Origin of the sequence: Halorubrum zhoui (assembly GCF_051194155.1) — an archaeon.
In the GTDB taxonomy this organism is placed as follows: Archaea; Halobacteriota; Halobacteria; order Halobacteriales; family Haloferacaceae; genus Halorubrum.
This window is the reverse complement of sequence record NZ_JBLZNJ010000008.1, coordinates 52,652-70,121: the sequence shown is the minus strand read 5'-3', so window position 1 is coordinate 70,121 and position 17,470 is coordinate 52,652. Positions and strand designations below refer to the sequence as shown.

Annotated in this window: 16 protein-coding genes; 11 read left to right on the top strand and 5 right to left on the bottom strand. The window is 68.4% G+C overall.

The window, feature by feature from the left end:
* Positions 1 to 64 precede the first annotated feature (64 nt).
* Complete coding sequence (locus ACNTAO_RS11775; RefSeq protein ID WP_435162219.1) at positions 65 to 886, bottom strand: HD domain-containing protein; 822 nt, start codon at positions 884 to 886, stop codon at positions 65 to 67.
* Between the two features lie 307 nt (positions 887 to 1,193).
* Between ACNTAO_RS11775 and dapA the strand changes: the two genes are divergently transcribed.
* From dapA to ACNTAO_RS11745, 6 genes are read left to right on the top strand one after another with little or no spacing between them, the layout of a single operon-like run.
* Positions 1,194 to 2,171, top strand: a complete 978-nt coding sequence (gene dapA, locus ACNTAO_RS11770) for a 4-hydroxy-tetrahydrodipicolinate synthase (protein ID WP_435162218.1) — start codon at positions 1,194 to 1,196, stop codon at positions 2,169 to 2,171.
* Positions 2,168 to 2,962 carry a 4-hydroxy-tetrahydrodipicolinate reductase gene (gene dapB, locus ACNTAO_RS11765; protein WP_435162217.1) on the top strand — a complete coding sequence of 265 codons (795 nt, stop codon included), beginning with the start codon at positions 2,168 to 2,170 and terminating at the stop codon, positions 2,960 to 2,962. Before dapA ends, dapB begins: the two co-directional genes overlap by 4 nt.
* Before the next feature lie 52 nt (positions 2,963 to 3,014).
* Positions 3,015 to 3,854, top strand: coding sequence for a 2,3,4,5-tetrahydropyridine-2,6-dicarboxylate N-succinyltransferase (locus ACNTAO_RS11760; RefSeq protein WP_435162216.1), 840 nt, complete (start codon positions 3,015 to 3,017; stop codon positions 3,852 to 3,854).
* Positions 3,851 to 5,230: a diaminopimelate decarboxylase gene (gene lysA, locus ACNTAO_RS11755; protein WP_435162215.1), complete on the top strand. Its 1,380-nt coding sequence runs from the start codon at positions 3,851 to 3,853 to the stop codon at positions 5,228 to 5,230. The genes ACNTAO_RS11760 and lysA overlap by 4 nt, the downstream gene beginning before the upstream one ends.
* The gene (gene dapF / locus ACNTAO_RS11750; protein WP_435162214.1) at positions 5,227 to 6,174 is read left to right on the top strand and encodes a diaminopimelate epimerase; all 948 of its coding nucleotides are present in this window, start codon (positions 5,227 to 5,229) and stop codon (positions 6,172 to 6,174) included. Before lysA ends, dapF begins: the two co-directional genes overlap by 4 nt.
* On the top strand, positions 6,171 to 7,352 hold the full coding sequence (locus tag ACNTAO_RS11745) for a M20/M25/M40 family metallo-hydrolase (protein ID WP_435162213.1): 1,182 nt from the start codon (positions 6,171 to 6,173) through the stop codon (positions 7,350 to 7,352). The genes dapF and ACNTAO_RS11745 overlap by 4 nt, the downstream gene beginning before the upstream one ends.
* Before the next feature lie 30 nt (positions 7,353 to 7,382).
* On the opposite strand, the gene ACNTAO_RS11740 is transcribed toward ACNTAO_RS11745, so the two are convergent.
* Positions 7,383 to 7,880, bottom strand: a complete 498-nt coding sequence (locus ACNTAO_RS11740; RefSeq protein ID WP_435162212.1) for a LabA-like NYN domain-containing protein — start codon at positions 7,878 to 7,880, stop codon at positions 7,383 to 7,385.
* A 117-nt stretch (positions 7,881 to 7,997) separates the two neighbouring features.
* Between ACNTAO_RS11740 and ACNTAO_RS11735 the strand changes: the two genes are divergently transcribed.
* The 5 genes from ACNTAO_RS11735 to ACNTAO_RS11715 are packed head-to-tail and all read left to right on the top strand — an operon-like array spanning position 7,998 to position 14,446.
* On the top strand, positions 7,998 to 9,884 hold the full coding sequence (locus ACNTAO_RS11735) for an ABC transporter substrate-binding protein (RefSeq protein WP_435162211.1): 1,887 nt from the start codon (positions 7,998 to 8,000) through the stop codon (positions 9,882 to 9,884).
* A gap of 45 nt (positions 9,885 to 9,929) precedes the next feature.
* Positions 9,930 to 10,904 (top strand): ABC transporter permease, encoded by a 975-nt coding sequence (locus tag ACNTAO_RS11730; RefSeq protein ID WP_435162210.1) that lies wholly within the window; start codon positions 9,930 to 9,932, stop codon positions 10,902 to 10,904.
* A 4-nt stretch (positions 10,905 to 10,908) separates the two neighbouring features.
* Positions 10,909 to 12,093, top strand: a complete 1,185-nt coding sequence (locus ACNTAO_RS11725) for an ABC transporter permease (protein ID WP_435162209.1) — start codon at positions 10,909 to 10,911, stop codon at positions 12,091 to 12,093.
* Positions 12,090 to 13,130: an ABC transporter ATP-binding protein gene (locus ACNTAO_RS11720; RefSeq protein WP_435162208.1), complete on the top strand. Its 1,041-nt coding sequence runs from the start codon at positions 12,090 to 12,092 to the stop codon at positions 13,128 to 13,130. Before ACNTAO_RS11725 ends, ACNTAO_RS11720 begins: the two co-directional genes overlap by 4 nt.
* On the top strand, positions 13,127 to 14,446 hold the full coding sequence (locus ACNTAO_RS11715; RefSeq protein ID WP_435162207.1) for an ABC transporter ATP-binding protein: 1,320 nt from the start codon (positions 13,127 to 13,129) through the stop codon (positions 14,444 to 14,446). The genes ACNTAO_RS11720 and ACNTAO_RS11715 overlap by 4 nt, the downstream gene beginning before the upstream one ends.
* Before the next feature lie 197 nt (positions 14,447 to 14,643).
* Here the strand turns inward: ACNTAO_RS11715 and ACNTAO_RS11710 are convergent, their stop codons facing one another.
* The 3 genes from ACNTAO_RS11710 to dnaJ all read right to left on the bottom strand — a co-directional run bounded on the left by ACNTAO_RS11710 (position 14,644) and on the right by dnaJ (position 17,469).
* The gene (locus tag ACNTAO_RS11710) at positions 14,644 to 15,414 is read right to left on the bottom strand and encodes an SDR family NAD(P)-dependent oxidoreductase (RefSeq protein ID WP_435162206.1); all 771 of its coding nucleotides are present in this window, start codon (positions 15,412 to 15,414) and stop codon (positions 14,644 to 14,646) included.
* Positions 15,415 to 15,470: 56 nt separating this feature from the next.
* Positions 15,471 to 16,244, bottom strand: coding sequence for a hypothetical protein (locus tag ACNTAO_RS11705; protein WP_435162205.1), 774 nt, complete (start codon positions 16,242 to 16,244; stop codon positions 15,471 to 15,473).
* Positions 16,245 to 16,314: 70 nt separating this feature from the next.
* Positions 16,315 to 17,469 carry a molecular chaperone DnaJ gene (gene dnaJ / locus ACNTAO_RS11700; protein ID WP_435162204.1) on the bottom strand — a complete coding sequence of 385 codons (1,155 nt, stop codon included), beginning with the start codon at positions 17,467 to 17,469 and terminating at the stop codon, positions 16,315 to 16,317.
* Position 17,470 lies beyond the last annotated feature (1 nt).

Sequence of the window (17,470 nt, the reverse complement as noted above, 5' to 3'; positions counted from 1 at the left end):
GTATAAAACCCCCGAGAGCCGGCGGCCCCTGCTGGGTTTCGCCGCGTGGACCGCTGCACCCGGCTCAGAGTTCGATCCGTTCGACGAGCGAGCTCTCGCCGTCACCTCGGGTGTTGACGGCGACGATGCGAACGACGTCTTCGAGCAGCGAGCCGTCGACTTTGGCCTTCAGCAGGGAGTCCACCTGGTAGACGCCCGCGGCGTTGTTCATCCGGATCTCGACTTCGACGGGGACGTCGTCGTCCGGGCGGAGACTGACCGACTCGATCGCCTGTGAGGAGACGGTGTTGATGCCGCGGCCGCCCTTCTCGTACGGAACGCGCGAACGGCCCTGCTCCATGTCGAGGCCGTCTGCGATTCGGATCACGCCCGCCTCGCGCGTCAGCGGCTCCTCTTCGGTGTGATGACAGAGGATGGCGTGGAGCACCTCGGCTTTCACGCGAACCTGTGCCTCGACGTCGTAAAACGACGGCAGGAGCCGGTCGAGGATGTCGGCTGCGAGCGGTATCGAGTAGTATGAGTGCCGGTCGCGGTGGACGACGTGGCCGACGTCGTGTAGCGTCGCCGCGAGCGCGACGATCACGGGTTCGTCTGCCTCTTCGAGCCCCTGCTGGCTGGCGCCGTTGAATCGCACCCCACCGGTCTTGAGCAGGTCGTAGAGCCGGAGCGCACGGTCTCTGACGATCCCGACGTGTTTGGTCCCGTGGTCGTTGTACCCCTTGCGCGTGACCGCGTTGACGTTCTGAGCCTCGAGGTACGTGGTTATCTCCGGATCGTCGCGGATCTCGTTGAGCACCTCGTTGAGTCGCGCGTCCGGGAACGCGTGCTCGGCGTTGGGATCGTACTCGCGGCGCCCCGCCGTCTCGTCGTCTGCTGTCGTGGCCATCGGATCTACACGGACGGGCGGTAGCGGCAAAAACGTACGTGACGACCCACAACCTATAACTCGCTCTCTCGTGTAGCCGAAGTCGTGACGCAGCACGCGCCGATGGCCGGCACGCCGCGGCCGACAGCGGCGCGTCCCTTCTCTCGGAAACCGAAACGGGTCTGAGACGTCCCCAGGCGGGAGTGGCATCCCCGTTTCGGACGGCCCCGATCCGCGCGACGCACCGACACCGCGACCGAGGAGACCGGCCCCCGACACACCGGTTTCCACCACGCCCACGGACGCCACGTCCACGACCATCACACCGATGTCGACTACGAGAACCACGACGCCGTACACGACGACGAACCGCACAGCCACCGACACAGACACCGAGCCGTTCCAGGGGGTGTACCCCGCGATGACGACGCCGTTTACCGACGACGGCACGGTCGACCACGACCAACTCGCCGAGAACGCGCGCTACCTCGAGCGATCCGGCGTCGACGGCGTCGTCCCGGTCGGCTCGACCGGCGAGTCGGCGACGATGACTCACGACGAGCACATCGAGGTCGTCGAGACGGTCCGCGACGCCGTCGACGACGTACCCGTGATCGCCGGGACGGGGTCGAACAACACCGCGGAGGCGCTCTCGCTGTCGCGCCGCGCCGCGGACGCCGGTGCCGACGGGCTCCTCCTGATATCGCCGTACTACAACAGGCCCGAGCCCGCCGGACTCCTCGAACACTATCAGACGATCGCCGACGCGATCGACCTTCCGCAGATCGTCTACAACGTGCCCTCGCGCACGGGTCGGTCGATCCCGGTCGACGTCGCCGCCGAACTCGCGACCCATCCAAACGTGCAGGGGTACAAGGCGGCGTCGGGTGACCTCGGGCAGATAAGCGAAGTCGTCGAGGCGACCCGTGAAGAGACGTTTTCGGTGCTCTCCGGTGACGACGGGCTCACGCTGCCGATCCTCTCTGTCGGCGGGACCGGGACGATAAGCGTCGTGGCGAACGTCGAGCCCGAGCGGACGTGTGCCATGGTCGGTGCCGCGCTCTCTGGAGACTACGACCGCGCCCGAACGCTCCACCACGAACTCGGCCCGCTCGTGCGAGAGCTGTTCGTCGAGACGAATCCGATCCCCGTCACGGAAGCGATGCACATTCGCGGCCGCGGCGGCCCGACGGTTCGGTCCCCGCTCACGCGACTCGCCCCAGAGCACCGCGAGTCGCTTCGCGAGGTGCTCGAACGGTACGAAGACCACACGCCGGCAGCCGAGCCGCCGGAGGCGGTCGAATGACCGCGGCCGACACAGCGGCGGTTCAGATCGCCGTCACCGGCGCGACCGGTCGCATGGGCCAAACGGTGCTCGAGACGGCCGCCCCACGAGCAGACGTCGAGGTCGCGGTCGCGGTGAGTCGCTCGTCCGTCGAACAGGTCGCTGACGTTCCGGTCGACGATGCGGGGTCGCTCGGTGGGCTACTCGACGCGGAGCCGGTCGACGTCCTCGTCGACTTCACCGGTCCATCCTCGGCACTCGAGTACGCGTCGGCCGCTGCCTCGGCCGGCGTCGGCGTCGTCACCGGGACGACCGGCTTCGACGACGCGGAGCGAACGCACCTGCGCGAGATGGCGACACAGACGCCCGTGCTGTGGGCGACGAACTTCTCTCGCGGCGTCGCTGCCCTCCGGCGAGCGGTCACGGCGGCCGTCGCGGCGGTGCCGGGGTACGACGTCGAGCTGACGGAGACACACCACAACGGAAAGCGCGACGCCCCCTCTGGAACGGCCACGACGCTGCTCGAGGACATCGAGGCGGCCCGACCGGACCTCGAGGAGCGCGTTCACGGCAGAGCCGGGAATGCGCCTCGGGAGCCGGGTGAGATCGGCGTCCACGCGCGGCGTGCCGGCGACGTCACCGGCGAACACGAGGTGTTGCTCGCCGGCAACGACGAGGCGCTCTCGCTCGCACACAGCGCGGGGGATCGCGCGGTGTTCGCGGCCGGTGCACTCGATGCCGCCGCCTGGCTTGCGGGGCGCGAGCCGGGGTGGTACGCGTTCGACGACGTCCTCGACGGAGGCGCGCCGTGAGCGACGTTCGCACATCGACGAATAAATACCGTCCGTCGCCGAGGTGTCGACAATGACGCTCGAATCCGACGTCGGCGCGCTCTGGGAGCGGTACGAGGACGGACTCACGGCCGACGCGGCGACCGGCGACGACGAGGCGGTTCTCGACGCCTTCCTCACGGCCCTCGAGACGGGCGAGGTGCGCGCCGCCGAGAAGACCGGCGACGACGTGACGAGCTGGGAGGCGAACGAGTGGGTAAAACGCGGCATCCTGCTCAACTTCGGACTCCGGGCGACCGAGCCGCGCGAGCACGGCGGCGTGACGTACTACGACGTGTTGCCGCTGCGAAAGACCGCCGACCTCGCCGAGCGCGGCACGCGGAACACGCCGGACGGGACGGTCGTTCGTCGCGGTGCCTACCTCGGTGCCGACTGTATCGTGATGAGTCCTGCGTTCGTGAACGTGGGCGCACACGTGGGCGACGGCACGCTCGTCGACTCGTGTGACACCGTCGGCTCCTGTGCGCAGATCGGCGCGGACGTCAAGCTCGGCGCGAACACCCTGATCGGCGGCGTGTTGGAGCCGATCGAGGACGCCCCGGTCGTGATCGAAGACGGCGTCTCATTGGGCGCCGGCTGCCGGGTGACCTCCGGGTTCCGAATCGGCGAGAACTCCGTCGTCGGCGAGAACACGCTGCTCACCCCCCGAATACCCGTGTACGACCTCGTCGACTCGGAGATCCGGTACGGCCACCTACCGGCGAACCGGCGCGCGTTCACCCGGATGGTCGAGTCGTCGGTCGGTGACCACGAGCTGTTTTCCGACGGGGCGTACAAGCCGGCCGTCGTCGCGACCGACGTCGAACGCGAGACGCTCGAAGCGACCCGGCAGGAGGACGCGCTCCGGGAATGACCGACGTCGACGGAGTCGCGAGTGCAGAGGCAAACCCAGTCACCAGACGGCTCACCGACTGGGACAGGGCGCGGCTCACCGCACTCGCAAACACGTACGGAACACCGCTGTACGTCCAGGACCTCGACCGTGTCCGCCAGAACTGCGCGCGGATGCGCTCGGCGTTTCCGGACGCCGACGTGCGGTACGCGGTGAAAGCACACACGGGCCGTGCAGTGTTGGAGACGGTACGGGAGGCTGGATTGGATGCCGAGTGTGCGTCTGCGGGTGAGGTCGACCGGGCGCTCACGGCCGGATTTACCGGCGAGCGCGTCCACTACACCGCGGTCAATCCTCCGGCTCGAGACCTCGACCGCGTCGTCGACATCGCCGCGGAAGCGCCCGCGATGACGATCACGCTCGGCGCGGTCGACACGCTCGACCGGCTCACCGAACGCGGGTACGACGGCCGGGCGTGTCTCCGGGTGAATCCCGGCGTGGGCGCGGGCCACCACGCGAAGGTCCGCACCGGCGCGGCACCGAAGTTCGGGATCCCGTACGACAGGGCCGAACGCGTCGCCCGCGAGGCCGCGACACGGGTCGACGTGGTGGGGATCCACGCCCACGCCGGCTCCGGCATCGACGCCGACGACCTCGAGGACCACCGCTCGCTCGTCTCCAGAATGGGGTCGCTCGCCCGGTCGCTCACGGCTCCCGCGACCGACGAGCTCGCGGCCGATAGCGCCGACGACGGTCAGATCGTCACGGACCCGCTCGCCCTCGAGTACGTGGACGTGGGTGGCGGGTTCGGCGTGCCGTACCGCGCCGACGAGCCGCCGCTGGACCTCGATGCGGTCGCCGAGGCGACCCGAGACGCGCTCGGGGTGCTCCCCGGCGTCGACCTCGCGGTCGAACCCGGTCGGTACGTCGTCGCGGACGCGGGCGTCCTCTTGACGCGCGTGAACACGGTCAAACCGACCGCGAGCGAGGTCGTGGTCGGCGTCGACGCCGGGATGACCGACCTGCTCCGTCCGGCGATGTACGACGCGTATCACCCGATACGACTCCTCGGCGGCGCCACGGCGGCGCCGGCACCTGCCGACCGGGAGTCGACGTCGGTCACGGTCGCCGGGCCGATATGTGAGACGGGCGACGTGTTCTGTCGGGACCGGCGGATCGAGCGACCCGTCCGCGGCGACCTGCTTGCGGTCGGGATCACCGGGGCGTACGGCTACGAGATGGCGAGCCAGTACAACTCGCGGCCGCGTTCGGCGGAGGTGGCGCTCGCAGGCGGCGACGCGAGGCTCGTCCGTCGCCGCGAGCGACACGCCGACCTCACCCGGGTCGAACGAGACGCGACCGCAGACGCAGACGACGAGACGGGGGGATCCCGATGAGTGCACACGCCGTCCCGATCGTGAAGTACCACGGCACCGGCAACGACTTTCTCGTCGTCGACGCCGCGGCGCGCGTTCCCGACCGCGCGGCCTTCGCGCGGGCGCACTGCGACCGCGAGACTGGTGTGAGTGCGGCGGCACGTCTCGAGCCGACTGATCTCGACGCCGACGCGACCGTGGCCGATGCGACCGTGGCCGACACGACGAACGGTCGACGAGGAGCCGACGGCGTGTTGTTCGTGAGCGTCGAGCCGGGCTACACCCCGACGCGCGTCGTCATGACGCTCGTCCAGCCGGACGGGTCGACGGCGGACATGTGCGGTAACGGCGCGCGGGTCGTCGCGCGGTGGGCACACGATCGGACCGGGGACCGCGAGTTCATGATCGACACCCAGGCGGGCACGCGTCGAGCGACGGTGAGCACCGACGGCCACGAGGCGACCATCGAGATGGGCGTCCCGCGGTTCGACCCACGGGCGGTTCCGGTCGACGCCGACGCGCCGCTCGTCGAGACGCCGGTCGAAGGGTTAACCATCACCGCAGTCGACACGGGCGTCCCGCACGCCGTGGCGTTCCTTGATCCGGACGAGATCGGCGACGTCACCATCGAGTCGGTCGCACCACCTATCAGACACGCATCGGTCTTCCCCGAGGGCGCGAACGTGAACCTCGCCGCGATTCGCGAGACCGAGGCGGGGCAGGGCCCGGTCATCGACCAGCGTACCTTCGAGCGGGGAGTCGAAGGCGAGACCCGGTCGTGTGGAACCGGCGCGGTCGCGGTCGTCGCCGCCGCCCGCCGGATCGGACTGATCGACGACGAGACGGCCGTCACCCACCCACCGGGCGGCGAGCTCACCATCACGGCACCGGACGGCGAGCGGGCGACGCTCACCGGCCCGGTCGCCCGCGAGTACGCCGGACGCGTGCCGGCGGTGCCGCGATGACGGACGCGTTCGACCCGGTGGCGTTCCTCGAGCGGGCCGTCGCCACTCCCTCTGCGGAGGATGTCGACGCGATGCGCGAGCTCCTCGTCGAGACGCTGACCGCTGCCGGCGTCGAGACGACCGTCGACGACGCAGGGTGCGTGCTCGCGAGGCGGTCGTCGCCGGCCCCCGACGCCGGTCCACACCTTGTACTGAACACCCACGTCGACACGGTTACCCCGCACGTCGCGTTCGAACGCGACCGGTCGGCGACGGGCGCGGAGGCCGGCGCGAGCGGCGGTCCGGTCGACGTGATCCGTGGGCGGGGCGCGTGTGACGCGAAGGGACCACTCGCCGCGATCCTCGCCGGCTTCCTCGGTGCCGAGCCGACGCACGGCCGGCTCACGCTGGCGGTGACCCCCGACGAGGAGACGCACTCACTCGGGGCCGCCGCGATGACTGGCCGCCTCCCGGGCGCCGAAGACCGGCTCGAGCCCGATCTGTGTCTCGTCGGGGAGCCGACAGGCCTCGACGTCTGTACGGCCGCGAAGGGACGGTTCGAGGGGACCGTGACGCTCTCTGGAGCCGCCGCACACGCCGCCGAGTTCGCGGGTGCGAACGCGGTCTTCGCCGCCGAGGGCGCCCTCGCGGCGATTCGCGCCTTCGACGAGACGACCGAGCCGCACCCACAGCTCGGCGCCCCGAAGCTCACGCCCACGGTGATCGAGGGCGGAAAAGCGACGAACCAGGTCCCCGCGTCGTGTTCGATAACCGTCGACCGACGGTGTGTCCCCCCCGAGACCGCGTCGGAGTTCCGGCGTCGGCTCGAGACGGCCGTCGACCGAGAGACGCCCGCGTCGGTCGACGTCGCGGTAGAGTTGACCGAACGGGACTCCCCGTTCTTCGAGGCGTTCTCGACGCCGCCAGACCACGCGTTCGTCGAGTCGGTCGCGACGGCCGTTCGGGAGACGACCACGGCGGCCGGACTCCCGGCCGACAGAGGCGGGGCCGTACGGCCGTTTGGCGCGGCCACTGAGGCGTCGTATTTTACGCCGGTCCCGACCGTCGTGTTCGGCCCCGGGAACCTCGCCGACGACGCGGGCGCGGTCGCCCACGCCGAGCGCGAGTACGTGCGGGTCCACGAGGTCGAGACGGCGGCCGAGACGGTGACGGCCGTGATAGACCGAGTGCTCGGGTGACCGGTTCGACCGGCCGCTCGGTCGCGCCGGCTACAACAGATACCGGTCTTCGCGTTCCGAGAGGTCGACGAACTCGTCGACCGCGTCGATCAGCTCCTCGGATGCGGCCCGCTCGAACGCCATCGCCTCGACGCGGACGCCCTCGTGTCGGAGGTGTGAACACAGGCGGGCGAAGTCGCCGTCACCGGTGCACAACACCACCGTGTCGAGGTGGTTCGCGAGCGTCACGGCGTCCAGGCTCATGCCGACGTCCCAGTCGGCCTTCTTCGAGCCGTCGGCGAACGTCTTGATCGGCTTGATCTTGGTCTCAAAGCCGATGTCTCGGAGCGCCTCGAAGAAGGACTCCTCGTCGGGCGAGTCCGCACGGATCACGTACGCGATAGCGCGCACCAGCGAGCGGTCGCCGACCGCCGACTCCAGCAGCGCCGCGTAGTCGACGTTTCGGGAGTAGAAGCTGTGTGCAGAGTGATAGAGGTTCTGGGCGTCGGCGAGGACCCCGACGCGCTGGGCGGGGTGAACGTCCGTCATGCAGCGTGATTCGGTCGCCGCCGGTAAGACGTTCCGGATCGGCGGGCCCTCGACGCGCCGTGACGCGCCCGCACAGCGGGTCGACAGTTTATATGGATCGACCGGTTCGTGTAGCGTATGCCACGGCGGCCCACGGAGGGAACCGAAGACGGGAGACGCGTCGGCAGACGGCGGTGGCTCGCGGCGCTCGGCGCCGCCGGAACCGCCACGCTCGCCGGCTGTTCGGACGGCGAAACCGACGCAGGAGGGGACGGGGGATCCGGAGCGTCCGGGGGGGCCGACGTCGAAGTCGGGTCGTTCCCGCGGTTCGGCGTCGACGACCTCGCCGGTCGCGAGGTCGCACGCTCGCTCGCGCGCGAGGCGTTCGCGGCGTCCGAGTACGACTACGGGTTCGACGGCGATCGGCTGGTGACGCCGAGCGGCGACCAGGTGACGCTCGACATCTATCACAGCGCCGGCCAAGAGACCTCACAGCTCACCGCCGAGTACATCGCCGGAGAGCTCGACGCGGCGCTCGGCATCGACGTCACCGTCGAGGCGATAGACGGGACCCGCTTCAACAACGAGTACTGGACGGCGACGCCGGAAGGCGGGACCGACACCGTCGCCGGCGAGGAGGTGACGTGGGAGAACCCGACGCCACAGAATCCCGGCCCGCAGTCGGTGACGAGCAACGAGGCGTGGGACATGTCCGTCGTGTTCGGGCTGAACACGTACCCGCTCAACCCGCTCACGAATCGGGTGTTCTTCGACGGCGCGACGGCGACGTACAACCCGGTCGGCTACTACCCCGAGTTCGACGCGACGGGATTGTTCGAGGCGGCGAGCCAGGCGACGAGCCGCGAGGCGATCCGCGAGGCGTTCGTCGAGATATTCGAAAACCTCGCCCGCGAGCAGCCGTACATCACGCTCCTGCTCGGCGACGACCTCGTCGGGTACAACCCCGACCTCACGGGCCCGATCGAGAACTTCGCTAACGGGTGGGACCTCCCGGCGTGGTACGTGGGCGAGCCAACCGTCTCGGGGTCGTACGACACGGTCAGCTCGGCCGGATTCACCACCCTGAATCCGCTGTACAACACCGAGTCGGGCGCCGGCTCGGCGATAGGGCGCGTGCTCGACCAGGGGTACACCTTCGACGACGACCGGGAGTACGTCCCGCTTTTGTACGACATGTCGACCGACGACGGGAGCGTGTGGACGTTCGAGGTGCGCGAGAACCTCCGCTTCAGCGACCCGTACGGAGCGGTGACGGCCGAGGACTTCGTCTACCTGATACAGGCGGTCCACCAGAGCGACTGGGCGAACACCGCCGCCGCCTCGAGCTGGGCCGGCGTCGACGTCGAACAGACGGGCGAGTTCACCTTCCAGGCGACGCTGGAGACCCCCTCGGTCCTGTGGCCCGAGACGTACGACCCCCTCCTGTTCCCGATCCCGCGCGACCTCCTCGAGCCCTACGTCGACGCCGAAGACGTCGAGGGGCTCCAACAGGACGCCGAGCTGCTCGAACTCTCGTTCAGCGGCAACCTCGGGCCCTTCACGCTCGAGGCGTGGAACCGCGGCTCGGGGACGACGTACGTCCGCAACGACGACTACTACCTCCGTGAGACCGACGTCGGCCCCGAGCGGATGGCGAACGGGCCGCTCTTCGAGTCGGCGTCGGTACGCGTCGTCAAAGAGCAGGCGTCGCGGCTCGGGGCGCTCGAGACCGGCGAGGCGGACGCCGCCGGGATCCCGCCCGAACAGTTCCAGTCGTACCGAGAGAACGACGCCGTGACCGTGCGACAGATTCCGACCCCGTACAACCGGATCCTCTCGGTGAACCAGCGGGACAACGGGTGGCAGACGGGGCCGGGAAACCTGTTTCAGCTCACGACGTTCCGACAGGCGGTCGCCGCGGCGATCGGCAAAGACGAACTCATCCAGGGGATCTACCGCGGGCTCGCCGAGCCACACTTCACGTGGCAGCCGCGGTGGTCCGACTTCTACCCGCCGACGGAGTGATCCGAGCGTGTCAAACCGTGCGAGTGACTCAACGGGGGTGTCGGGATGGGCCTCGGTCGGTACGTAGCCGCCCGCCTCGCGTGGGCCGCCGTCGTCTCGCTCGTGATCGTGACGATCACGTTCGTGTTGCTGGCTGCGGCCCCGAACCCGGACGTCCAGCGGGCGGCGACGCAGGCCGCACTGGAGGGTGGCGACCCCGCAGCGGCGGCCGAACGGGCTCGGGAGCTCCGCGGGCTCGACCAGCCGCTTTCGGTCCGCTACCTCGATTACCTCCGCGGCGTGTACACGCTCGAGTGGGGGTGGGCCGACAGCCGCAGCCAGCCGGTGACCGCCGCACTCGCCGAAGGGCTCTACTACACCGCCCAGTACTCCATCCCGTGGACGATCCTCACGGTGGTACTCGGGCCGCTCGTGGGCGTGTACTCGGCCGCGAACAAGTACAGCTGGAAGGACCACCTCGCGACTGGAGCCGCGTTCTTCGGGTACGCCATCCCGAACTTCTTTTTCGGGATCATCCTGTTGTTGGTGTTCGGCGTCTGGTTCGAGGTGATCCCGATCACCTACGATACGACCGTCCCGGTGTTCAGCGTCGCGAACGCGGTCCAGCTCTCGGTTCCGGTGTTCGTGCTCGTCACCGGATCGATCGGCGCGGTGATGCGGGTGTCGCGAAACGAGTCGGCGGAGTTCCAGGAGGCGGCGTTCATGAAGACCGCGCGGGCCAAGGGCGTCTCACCGCTACGGGCGTACGCGTATCACGTGATGCGCCCGACGCTCGTCCCCCTGTCGACGACGCTCGTCGGGCAGCTGCTCGCGTTGTTCCTCGGGTCGTCGCTGCTCGTGGAGGTGGTGTTCTCGATTCCGGGGCTCGGCCGGGTGACGTACAACGCCCTGATCGCACAGGACACGAACCTCGTGTTGGGGTCGACGCTCGCGTTCACCTTCGTCGCGGTGGTGGGCAACCTCCTCGAGGACCTCGTGTTCACCGTGTTGGACCCGCGGATCAGCTACGACGACCGGTGATCCCATGACAGCGAACCGCCCAGACCGATTCGACGAGGTAGAGTGGAGTGAGATCTCGCGGTCCCGTTGGTTCGAGCCGTCGATCGCCACGGTCGGGCTCGTCGCGACGCTCGTGCCGCTCGTCGTGCTCGCCGGATACGACCGGGCCGTGCTTCCAGCACGGACGCCGACGCTCGCCGTCGTCGGCCTCGAGTACGACCTCACCGCCGTCGACTACCTCTTCGTGGCGACGCTGGTGCTCTTCGCGTGGTACCTCGTCGTCCCACTCGCACGACACCCGCGGATGACCCAGCGCTACTGGCGAGAGTTCAGACGGAACCGACCGGCGGTCGTCGGACTCGGGTGGCTCGGAATCGTCTTCGTCGGCGGGCTCTTCGGCCCCCTCGTCGTGAGCGCCCCCGAACAGAGCGTGCTCATCGGCCACCAACCGCCGGCGTTCCTCTCTGTCGACGCCGCGAACGTGGCGACGTGCGTCGGCGAGCTGCGCGACGGCCGCTGTCACGGGACGCTCACACACCCGCTCGGCACCACACAGGGGGGCAAAGACGTCTTCGCGGGGATCGTCTACGGGATGCGAATCAGCGTCAAGATCGCGTTCATCACGACGGCGATCGTGGCGGCGATCGGCGTCACGGTCGGCACGGTGAGCGCGTACGCCGGCGGGTGGGTCGACGAGATCCTGATGCGGTTCGTCGACATCGTCCTCTCGTTTCCGACGCTGTTGATGTTCTTACTCATCCTCTACATCTACGGAGCCGGTCTGGGGATGTTCATCCTCGTCTTCTCGTTGTTCGCCTGGGGCGGCACCGCGCGGTACGTCCGCAGCAAGTCGCTCTCGGTCGCCGAAGAGCCGTTCGTGGACGCGAGCCGGATGAGCGGTGCGACGACCGCACAGGTCGTCAGACGCCACGTCGTGCCGAACACCGCGAGCAGCATCGTCACGCAGCTCACCCTCCTCGTCCCGGGATTCTTACTCGCCGAGGCCCAGCTGGCGTTCTTGGGCCTCGGCGACTCGGCGGTACCTTCCTGGGGGCAGCTCATCGCCGCCGGCCGGAGCGACCTCTCGTTCGCGCCGTGGATCGTGCTCGCCCCGGGGCTCGTGTTGTTCGCGACCATCCTCTCGTTCAACTTCCTCGGCGACGCGCTGTTGGACGCGTTGAACCCGGAGACGGAGGCCGAGAACCAATGAGCGACGACCCACTGCTCGCCGTCGAGGGGCTCACGACGACGTTCGAGACCGACGCGGGACGGCTCGTCGCCGTCGACGACGTCGATCTCACCGTAGACGCGGGCGAGACGGTGTGTCTCGTCGGCGAATCGGGCTCGGGAAAGACCGTCGCGACGGAGTCGATCACGGGGCTCGTCGACGCCCCCGGCAGCACGATCGAGGGGACCGTCCGCTTCCGTGGGCGCGACCTGCTCGGGCTGTCGGAGCCGGCGCTCCGGTCCGTCCGCGGTGCCGAGATCGCCCACGTCTTCCAGAACCCTCAGGAGGCGATGAACCACTGTTACACCGTCGGGTGGCAGATCGCCGAGGCGATCCAGGTCCACGAGTCCGTCTCGAACGCCGAGGCACGGGCTCGTGCGGTCGAGCTCCTCGATCAAGTGGGTATCGCGAACGCGAGCGCCCGCGCCGACGACTACCCACACGCGTTCTCCGGCGGACAGAAACAACGCGTGATGATCGCGATGGCCCTCGCCGGCGACCCGGACCTGCTCGTCGTCGACGAGCCGACGACCGCCCTCGACGTCACCGTCCAGGCGCAGATCCTCTCGCTGCTCGCGTCGATCCAAGAGCGGCTGGGAACGGGGATTGTGTTCGTCACCCACGACCTCGGCGTCGTCGCACAGATCGCCGACCGGGTCGTCGTGTTGTACGCCGGGAAGGTGATGGAGCGCGGTGACGTCGTCGACATATTCGAGCACCCGGCACACCCGTACACGCGTCGCCTGCTCGAGTGTGTCCCCTCGATCGGCGGTTCCGGCAGCGGCATCCCCGGCACCCTCCCGGACCTCCGTGATCCGCCCGACGGCTGCCGGTTCGCTCCCCGGTGTGAGCACGCGGAGGCAGCGTGTCGAGCCGGCGGCCAGCCTCCGGAACACGCGGTCGGGACGAGCCAGCAGGCCTCCTGTGTGCACTACGGCTCGCGCGGGGACCCGACCGTGCTTGAGCCCGACGACGACGCGGCGTGGCGGGGCGAACCGCGAGGTGAGCCGGAGCCGTGAGCGACGAGCCGCTGCTCTCTGTCACCGGACTGAAAAAACACTACCCGGTGCGAGAGGGACTGTTGAACCGTCAGGTCGACGTCGTTCGCGCCGTCGACGGCGTCGACCTCGACGTCGCCCGCGGCGAGACGCTCGGCGTGGTCGGTGAGTCCGGCTGTGGCAAGTCGACGACCGCGAGGGCCATCACCCGGCTCGAAGCGCCCACCGACGGCGAGGTGATATTCAACGGGAACGGTCGGGGTGGCGCGACGCGGAACGCCGACGGCACGCACCCGAACGACGTGACCCGCTTTTCAGAGCGAGCGCTCCGTCGGTTCCGGCGCGGTGTACAACTCGTCTTTCAGGACCCGAACGCCAGCTTCGACCCGCGGCGAACCGTCGGTGAAGCCGTTGCGGAACCACTGCGTGTGCAGGGGATGACGGACGGAGAGCGCCGACGCCGAATCGTCGCAGACCTACTCGAGCGGGTCGGACTCACCGAAGCCGACGCCGACCGGTATCCCCACGAGTTCTCGGGGGGACAAAAACAGCGGATCGCGCTCGCGCGGGCCCTGGTGGTGAATCCCGACCTCGTGATCGCCGACGAGCCGGTGTCGGCGCTCGACGTCTCGGTGAAAGCCGAGATCCTCTCGCTGCTCGCCGACCTCCAGCGCACCTTCGACCTCGCGGTGCTGCTCATCAGCCACGACATGGCGGTAGTCCGCGAGGTGTGTGACCGCGTCGCAGTGATGTACCTCGGCGAGGTTGTCGAGACGGGACCCGTCTCTACGGTGTTCGCGGACCCGAAACACCCGTACACGGAGGCGCTGCTCTCGTCGGTTCCGACGCCCGATCCGCGCGCGACGCCGGCACCGATCGAACTCGACGGACCGGTGCCGAGTCCGGCGGACCCACCGAGTGGATGTCGGTTTCACACGCGTTGTCACCGAGTGATCCAGCCCGACGGGCTCGACCTCGACCAGGACGCGTGGCGGGGCGTGGTGCGTCTCCACGAGCGCGTCGAATCGGGGGAAATCGACCCGGCGCGGGTGCGTGAACGCGCGGCTGCACCCGACGAGGCGGCGACCGCGACCGACGAGGCGGCACGCGCCCAGCTGCGGGACGCGTTCGACATCCCGAGTCAGCTCTCGTCGACGGCGGCCGAAGAGACGCTCCGTACGGGACTCGACCAGATACTCGCGGGCTCGTTCGAGGCGGCGACCGCAACGCTCGCAGAGACGTTCACCTCTCCTTGTGCAGCGCGTGAGCCGCCATCGGTGACCCACGGTGACGCACACGAATCGAGCTGTTTGCTCCACGTCGACGACGCCCGGTGAACACCGCGTGCCGCCTACTCGTCGGGCGTCGAACGGACGATGCATCGAAGAAAGCCCCGCGCTTCAGCCCGGACGTGACGGCGACGAGCGAGTAGAGAGGGTGAACGGCAGCTAGTTCGACAACACCTATCGCTCGCTCAGGTTCGTCGTTCGATTCACACGTGGTCGTACGTCTGTACGGTCGCGAGGCTCGCAGCTCAGGTCAGTCCCGCCATCACGCCGCCGTCGACGTCCCAGATTGCTCCAGTCACCCAGGACGCATCCTCGGACAGAAGGAAGTCGATCACTGCGGCCACTTCCTCTGGTTGGCCGACGTCCCCAGTCGGGTGCATCTCGTCGAAGGCCTGCAGATTCTCGTGTATTTCCTCCGGGTCCATGAATTCACCGTAGATCGGCGTCTCAACCACAGCTGGAGAGACCGCATTGGCTCTGACGTCGTCGTCTCCCAACTCGATGGCGAGCTGTTGTGTGAGTGTATGTAATCCGGCTTTCGCCATGGAGTAGGCTGAAGAGGGAGTATCCTTCACGGCCTGCTGTGCCCACATCGACCCGACGTTCACGATAGAGCCCTCTCCGTTCTCTACCATCCCTTGAGCGACGGCCTGCGTGATGAAGAAGAACGACTTGGTTATTTTATGGTATTTTTCGTAATCCGATTCTGTATGGTTCAAGAACGGTTTGGGTGCAAACGACCCTGCCGCGTTCACCAAGTACTCGATAGACGACGACTCGTTGACTGCGTCAACAAGTTCCGCGACGTCGTCGTCCTCGAACAGATCTACGACCGAATATTCACCCTGTCCATCCCCTGGAAGGCTCTCTACGGCATCCTCCAGTTTCGTTTCCGTCCGACCAACGAGGTGGACGTTGACTCCACGGCGGGTCAACCGTTCTGCTGTCGCCAATCCTATCCCACTCGATCCGCCGATAAGCAATGCCCCAGTCTCGGCCGAAATCTGCGAATCCATCTATGCTGAAAGTATCGGATCCGACCTAAAACACTTGGTATGTTCCTTTCTCACGTTCAGTCGTGAGTCGATGACAGCTCCGACACCGCGTCGACGACGAGCCGACTCGGCTCCGGCGGCGTGACGGCCTCGTCCGCGACGATGGCGACGTCGCCGCGGGCGGGGTCGTCGGCGAGCGGATCGCTCTCTGCCCCCAGGGCCCTGTCGAGTACGACCGTCCCTCCCGTGACTAGTGGGGCGACGACGCCCGCGGCGAGCGCCCGGTGGTCGGTGATCGGCGCGCGCACCACCACCCGCGTGTCGGCGTCGATCGCGGCCGCCTTGATCGCGGCGTCGGCGAGCGCGAGGAGACGCTGATGCGAGAGTGAACCGGTCGGGTCGCGGACGACCGGGTCGGTCGGCTCGACGGTCGACGGAACCATGCCGGGGTTCTCACTCCACAACTCCTGCTCCCAGTGGGTCGTCTCGGGGCGCGTCGGCGGTCCCCCGAAGACCGTGAGGTTCGTTCCGGGTGCCGGGGTTGTGTCGGACTCCGCCGCGGTCGGGACGAGCACCACACGATCGCCAGCGTCGAGGCCGGCGGCCGGGTCGAACCGGACCGAGGCGCCGAGTCCGGCCGCGCCGAGGAACGCCAGCGTCGGATGAAATCCCGGGTCCGGGTGGACGGCCACCGTCGCCCCCTCGCGTGCACCGAGGTACCGGAGGACGTTCGCGGCCTTGTACGCGTTCGTGATGAGGTCGTGATACGTTCGCTCGCGGCCGTCGGGCGTGACGATAGCGAGGTCCCGACTCCGTCGTTCGCGGGCGAGTACGTCGCCGACAACGTCCATATGAGAGATGGATTCCCGTGGGGCTTAAACGCCCCGCGCGGTCGCGCGGATCGAGACCGCGTCGGCGAGTTCAAAAGGTGCTCTTCAACTTCTCGAAGAAGCCGCCGCCGACGTCGATGTCCTCGCCGCCGGCCTCGGCGTACGCCTCCAGTGCCTCCCGCTGCTCCTCGTTCAGCGAGTCGGGCACCACCACGGCGACGGTAACGTAGAGGTCACCACGCCCACGTCGACGCAGCCGTGGCATCCCCTTCCCTTGGAGCCGGAACCGCTCGCCGCTCTGGGTGCCGGGCGGAACCTCCATCTCGACGGTGCCGTCGACGGTCTCGACGTTGATGGTGTCACCGAAGACGGCCTGCGGGAACGACACCGCCTCGGTGATCGAGAGGTCGTCGCCGTCGCGCTCGAACCGGTCGCCGACGTCGACGTCGACTTCGATCAGCAGGTCGCCGTTCGGGCCGCCGTTCTCGCCGGGCGCCCCCTCGCGCTCCATGCGGAGACTCTGGCCCGACCGGATCCCGGCCGGGATGTCGACCGACAGCGTCGCCTCCTCACGAACGACCCCGTCGCCGCCACAGTCAGGACACGTCTCGCTGTACACCTCACCGGCTCCCTCACACTCCGGACAGGTCGTCGTCTGCTGGACCCGCCCGAGCGGCGTCTGTTGGACCTGTCGAACCTGTCCCTGCCCGTTACACTGCGGACAGGTCCGGGCGTCCGCGTCCGGGGGATGGCCCTCGCCACCGCAGGTGTCACACCGTGTCGGTCGCTCGATGGTGAACTGTTTCGTCGTGCCCTCGAACGCCTCTTCGAGGTCGATCGTGAGCCCCGTCCGGATGTCACTGCCCTGTCGCGGCCGGGAGTCGCTTCGGCCACCGGGTCCGCCGCCACCGCCGAAGAACTGGTTGAAGATGTCCTCGAAGCCGCCGGCCCCGCCGGCGCCACCGCCGAAGGGACCGCCTGCGCCACCCCGTCCACCGCCACCAGTTGCGCCGCGTTTGTCGGCCTCGGTGTATCGGTCGTGACCCAGCTGGTCGTACTGGCGGCGCTTTTCCTCGTCCGTGAGCACCTCTTTGGCCTTCTGGATCTTCTTGAACCGGTCTTCGGCGTCGTCCTCGTCGCTCACGTCCGGGTGGTGTTTCGCCGCCTGCTTTCGGTACGCCTGCTGGATCTCCTCCTCGCTGGCGTCCCGTGAGACACCCAAGACGTCGTAGAAGTTCTCGCTCATG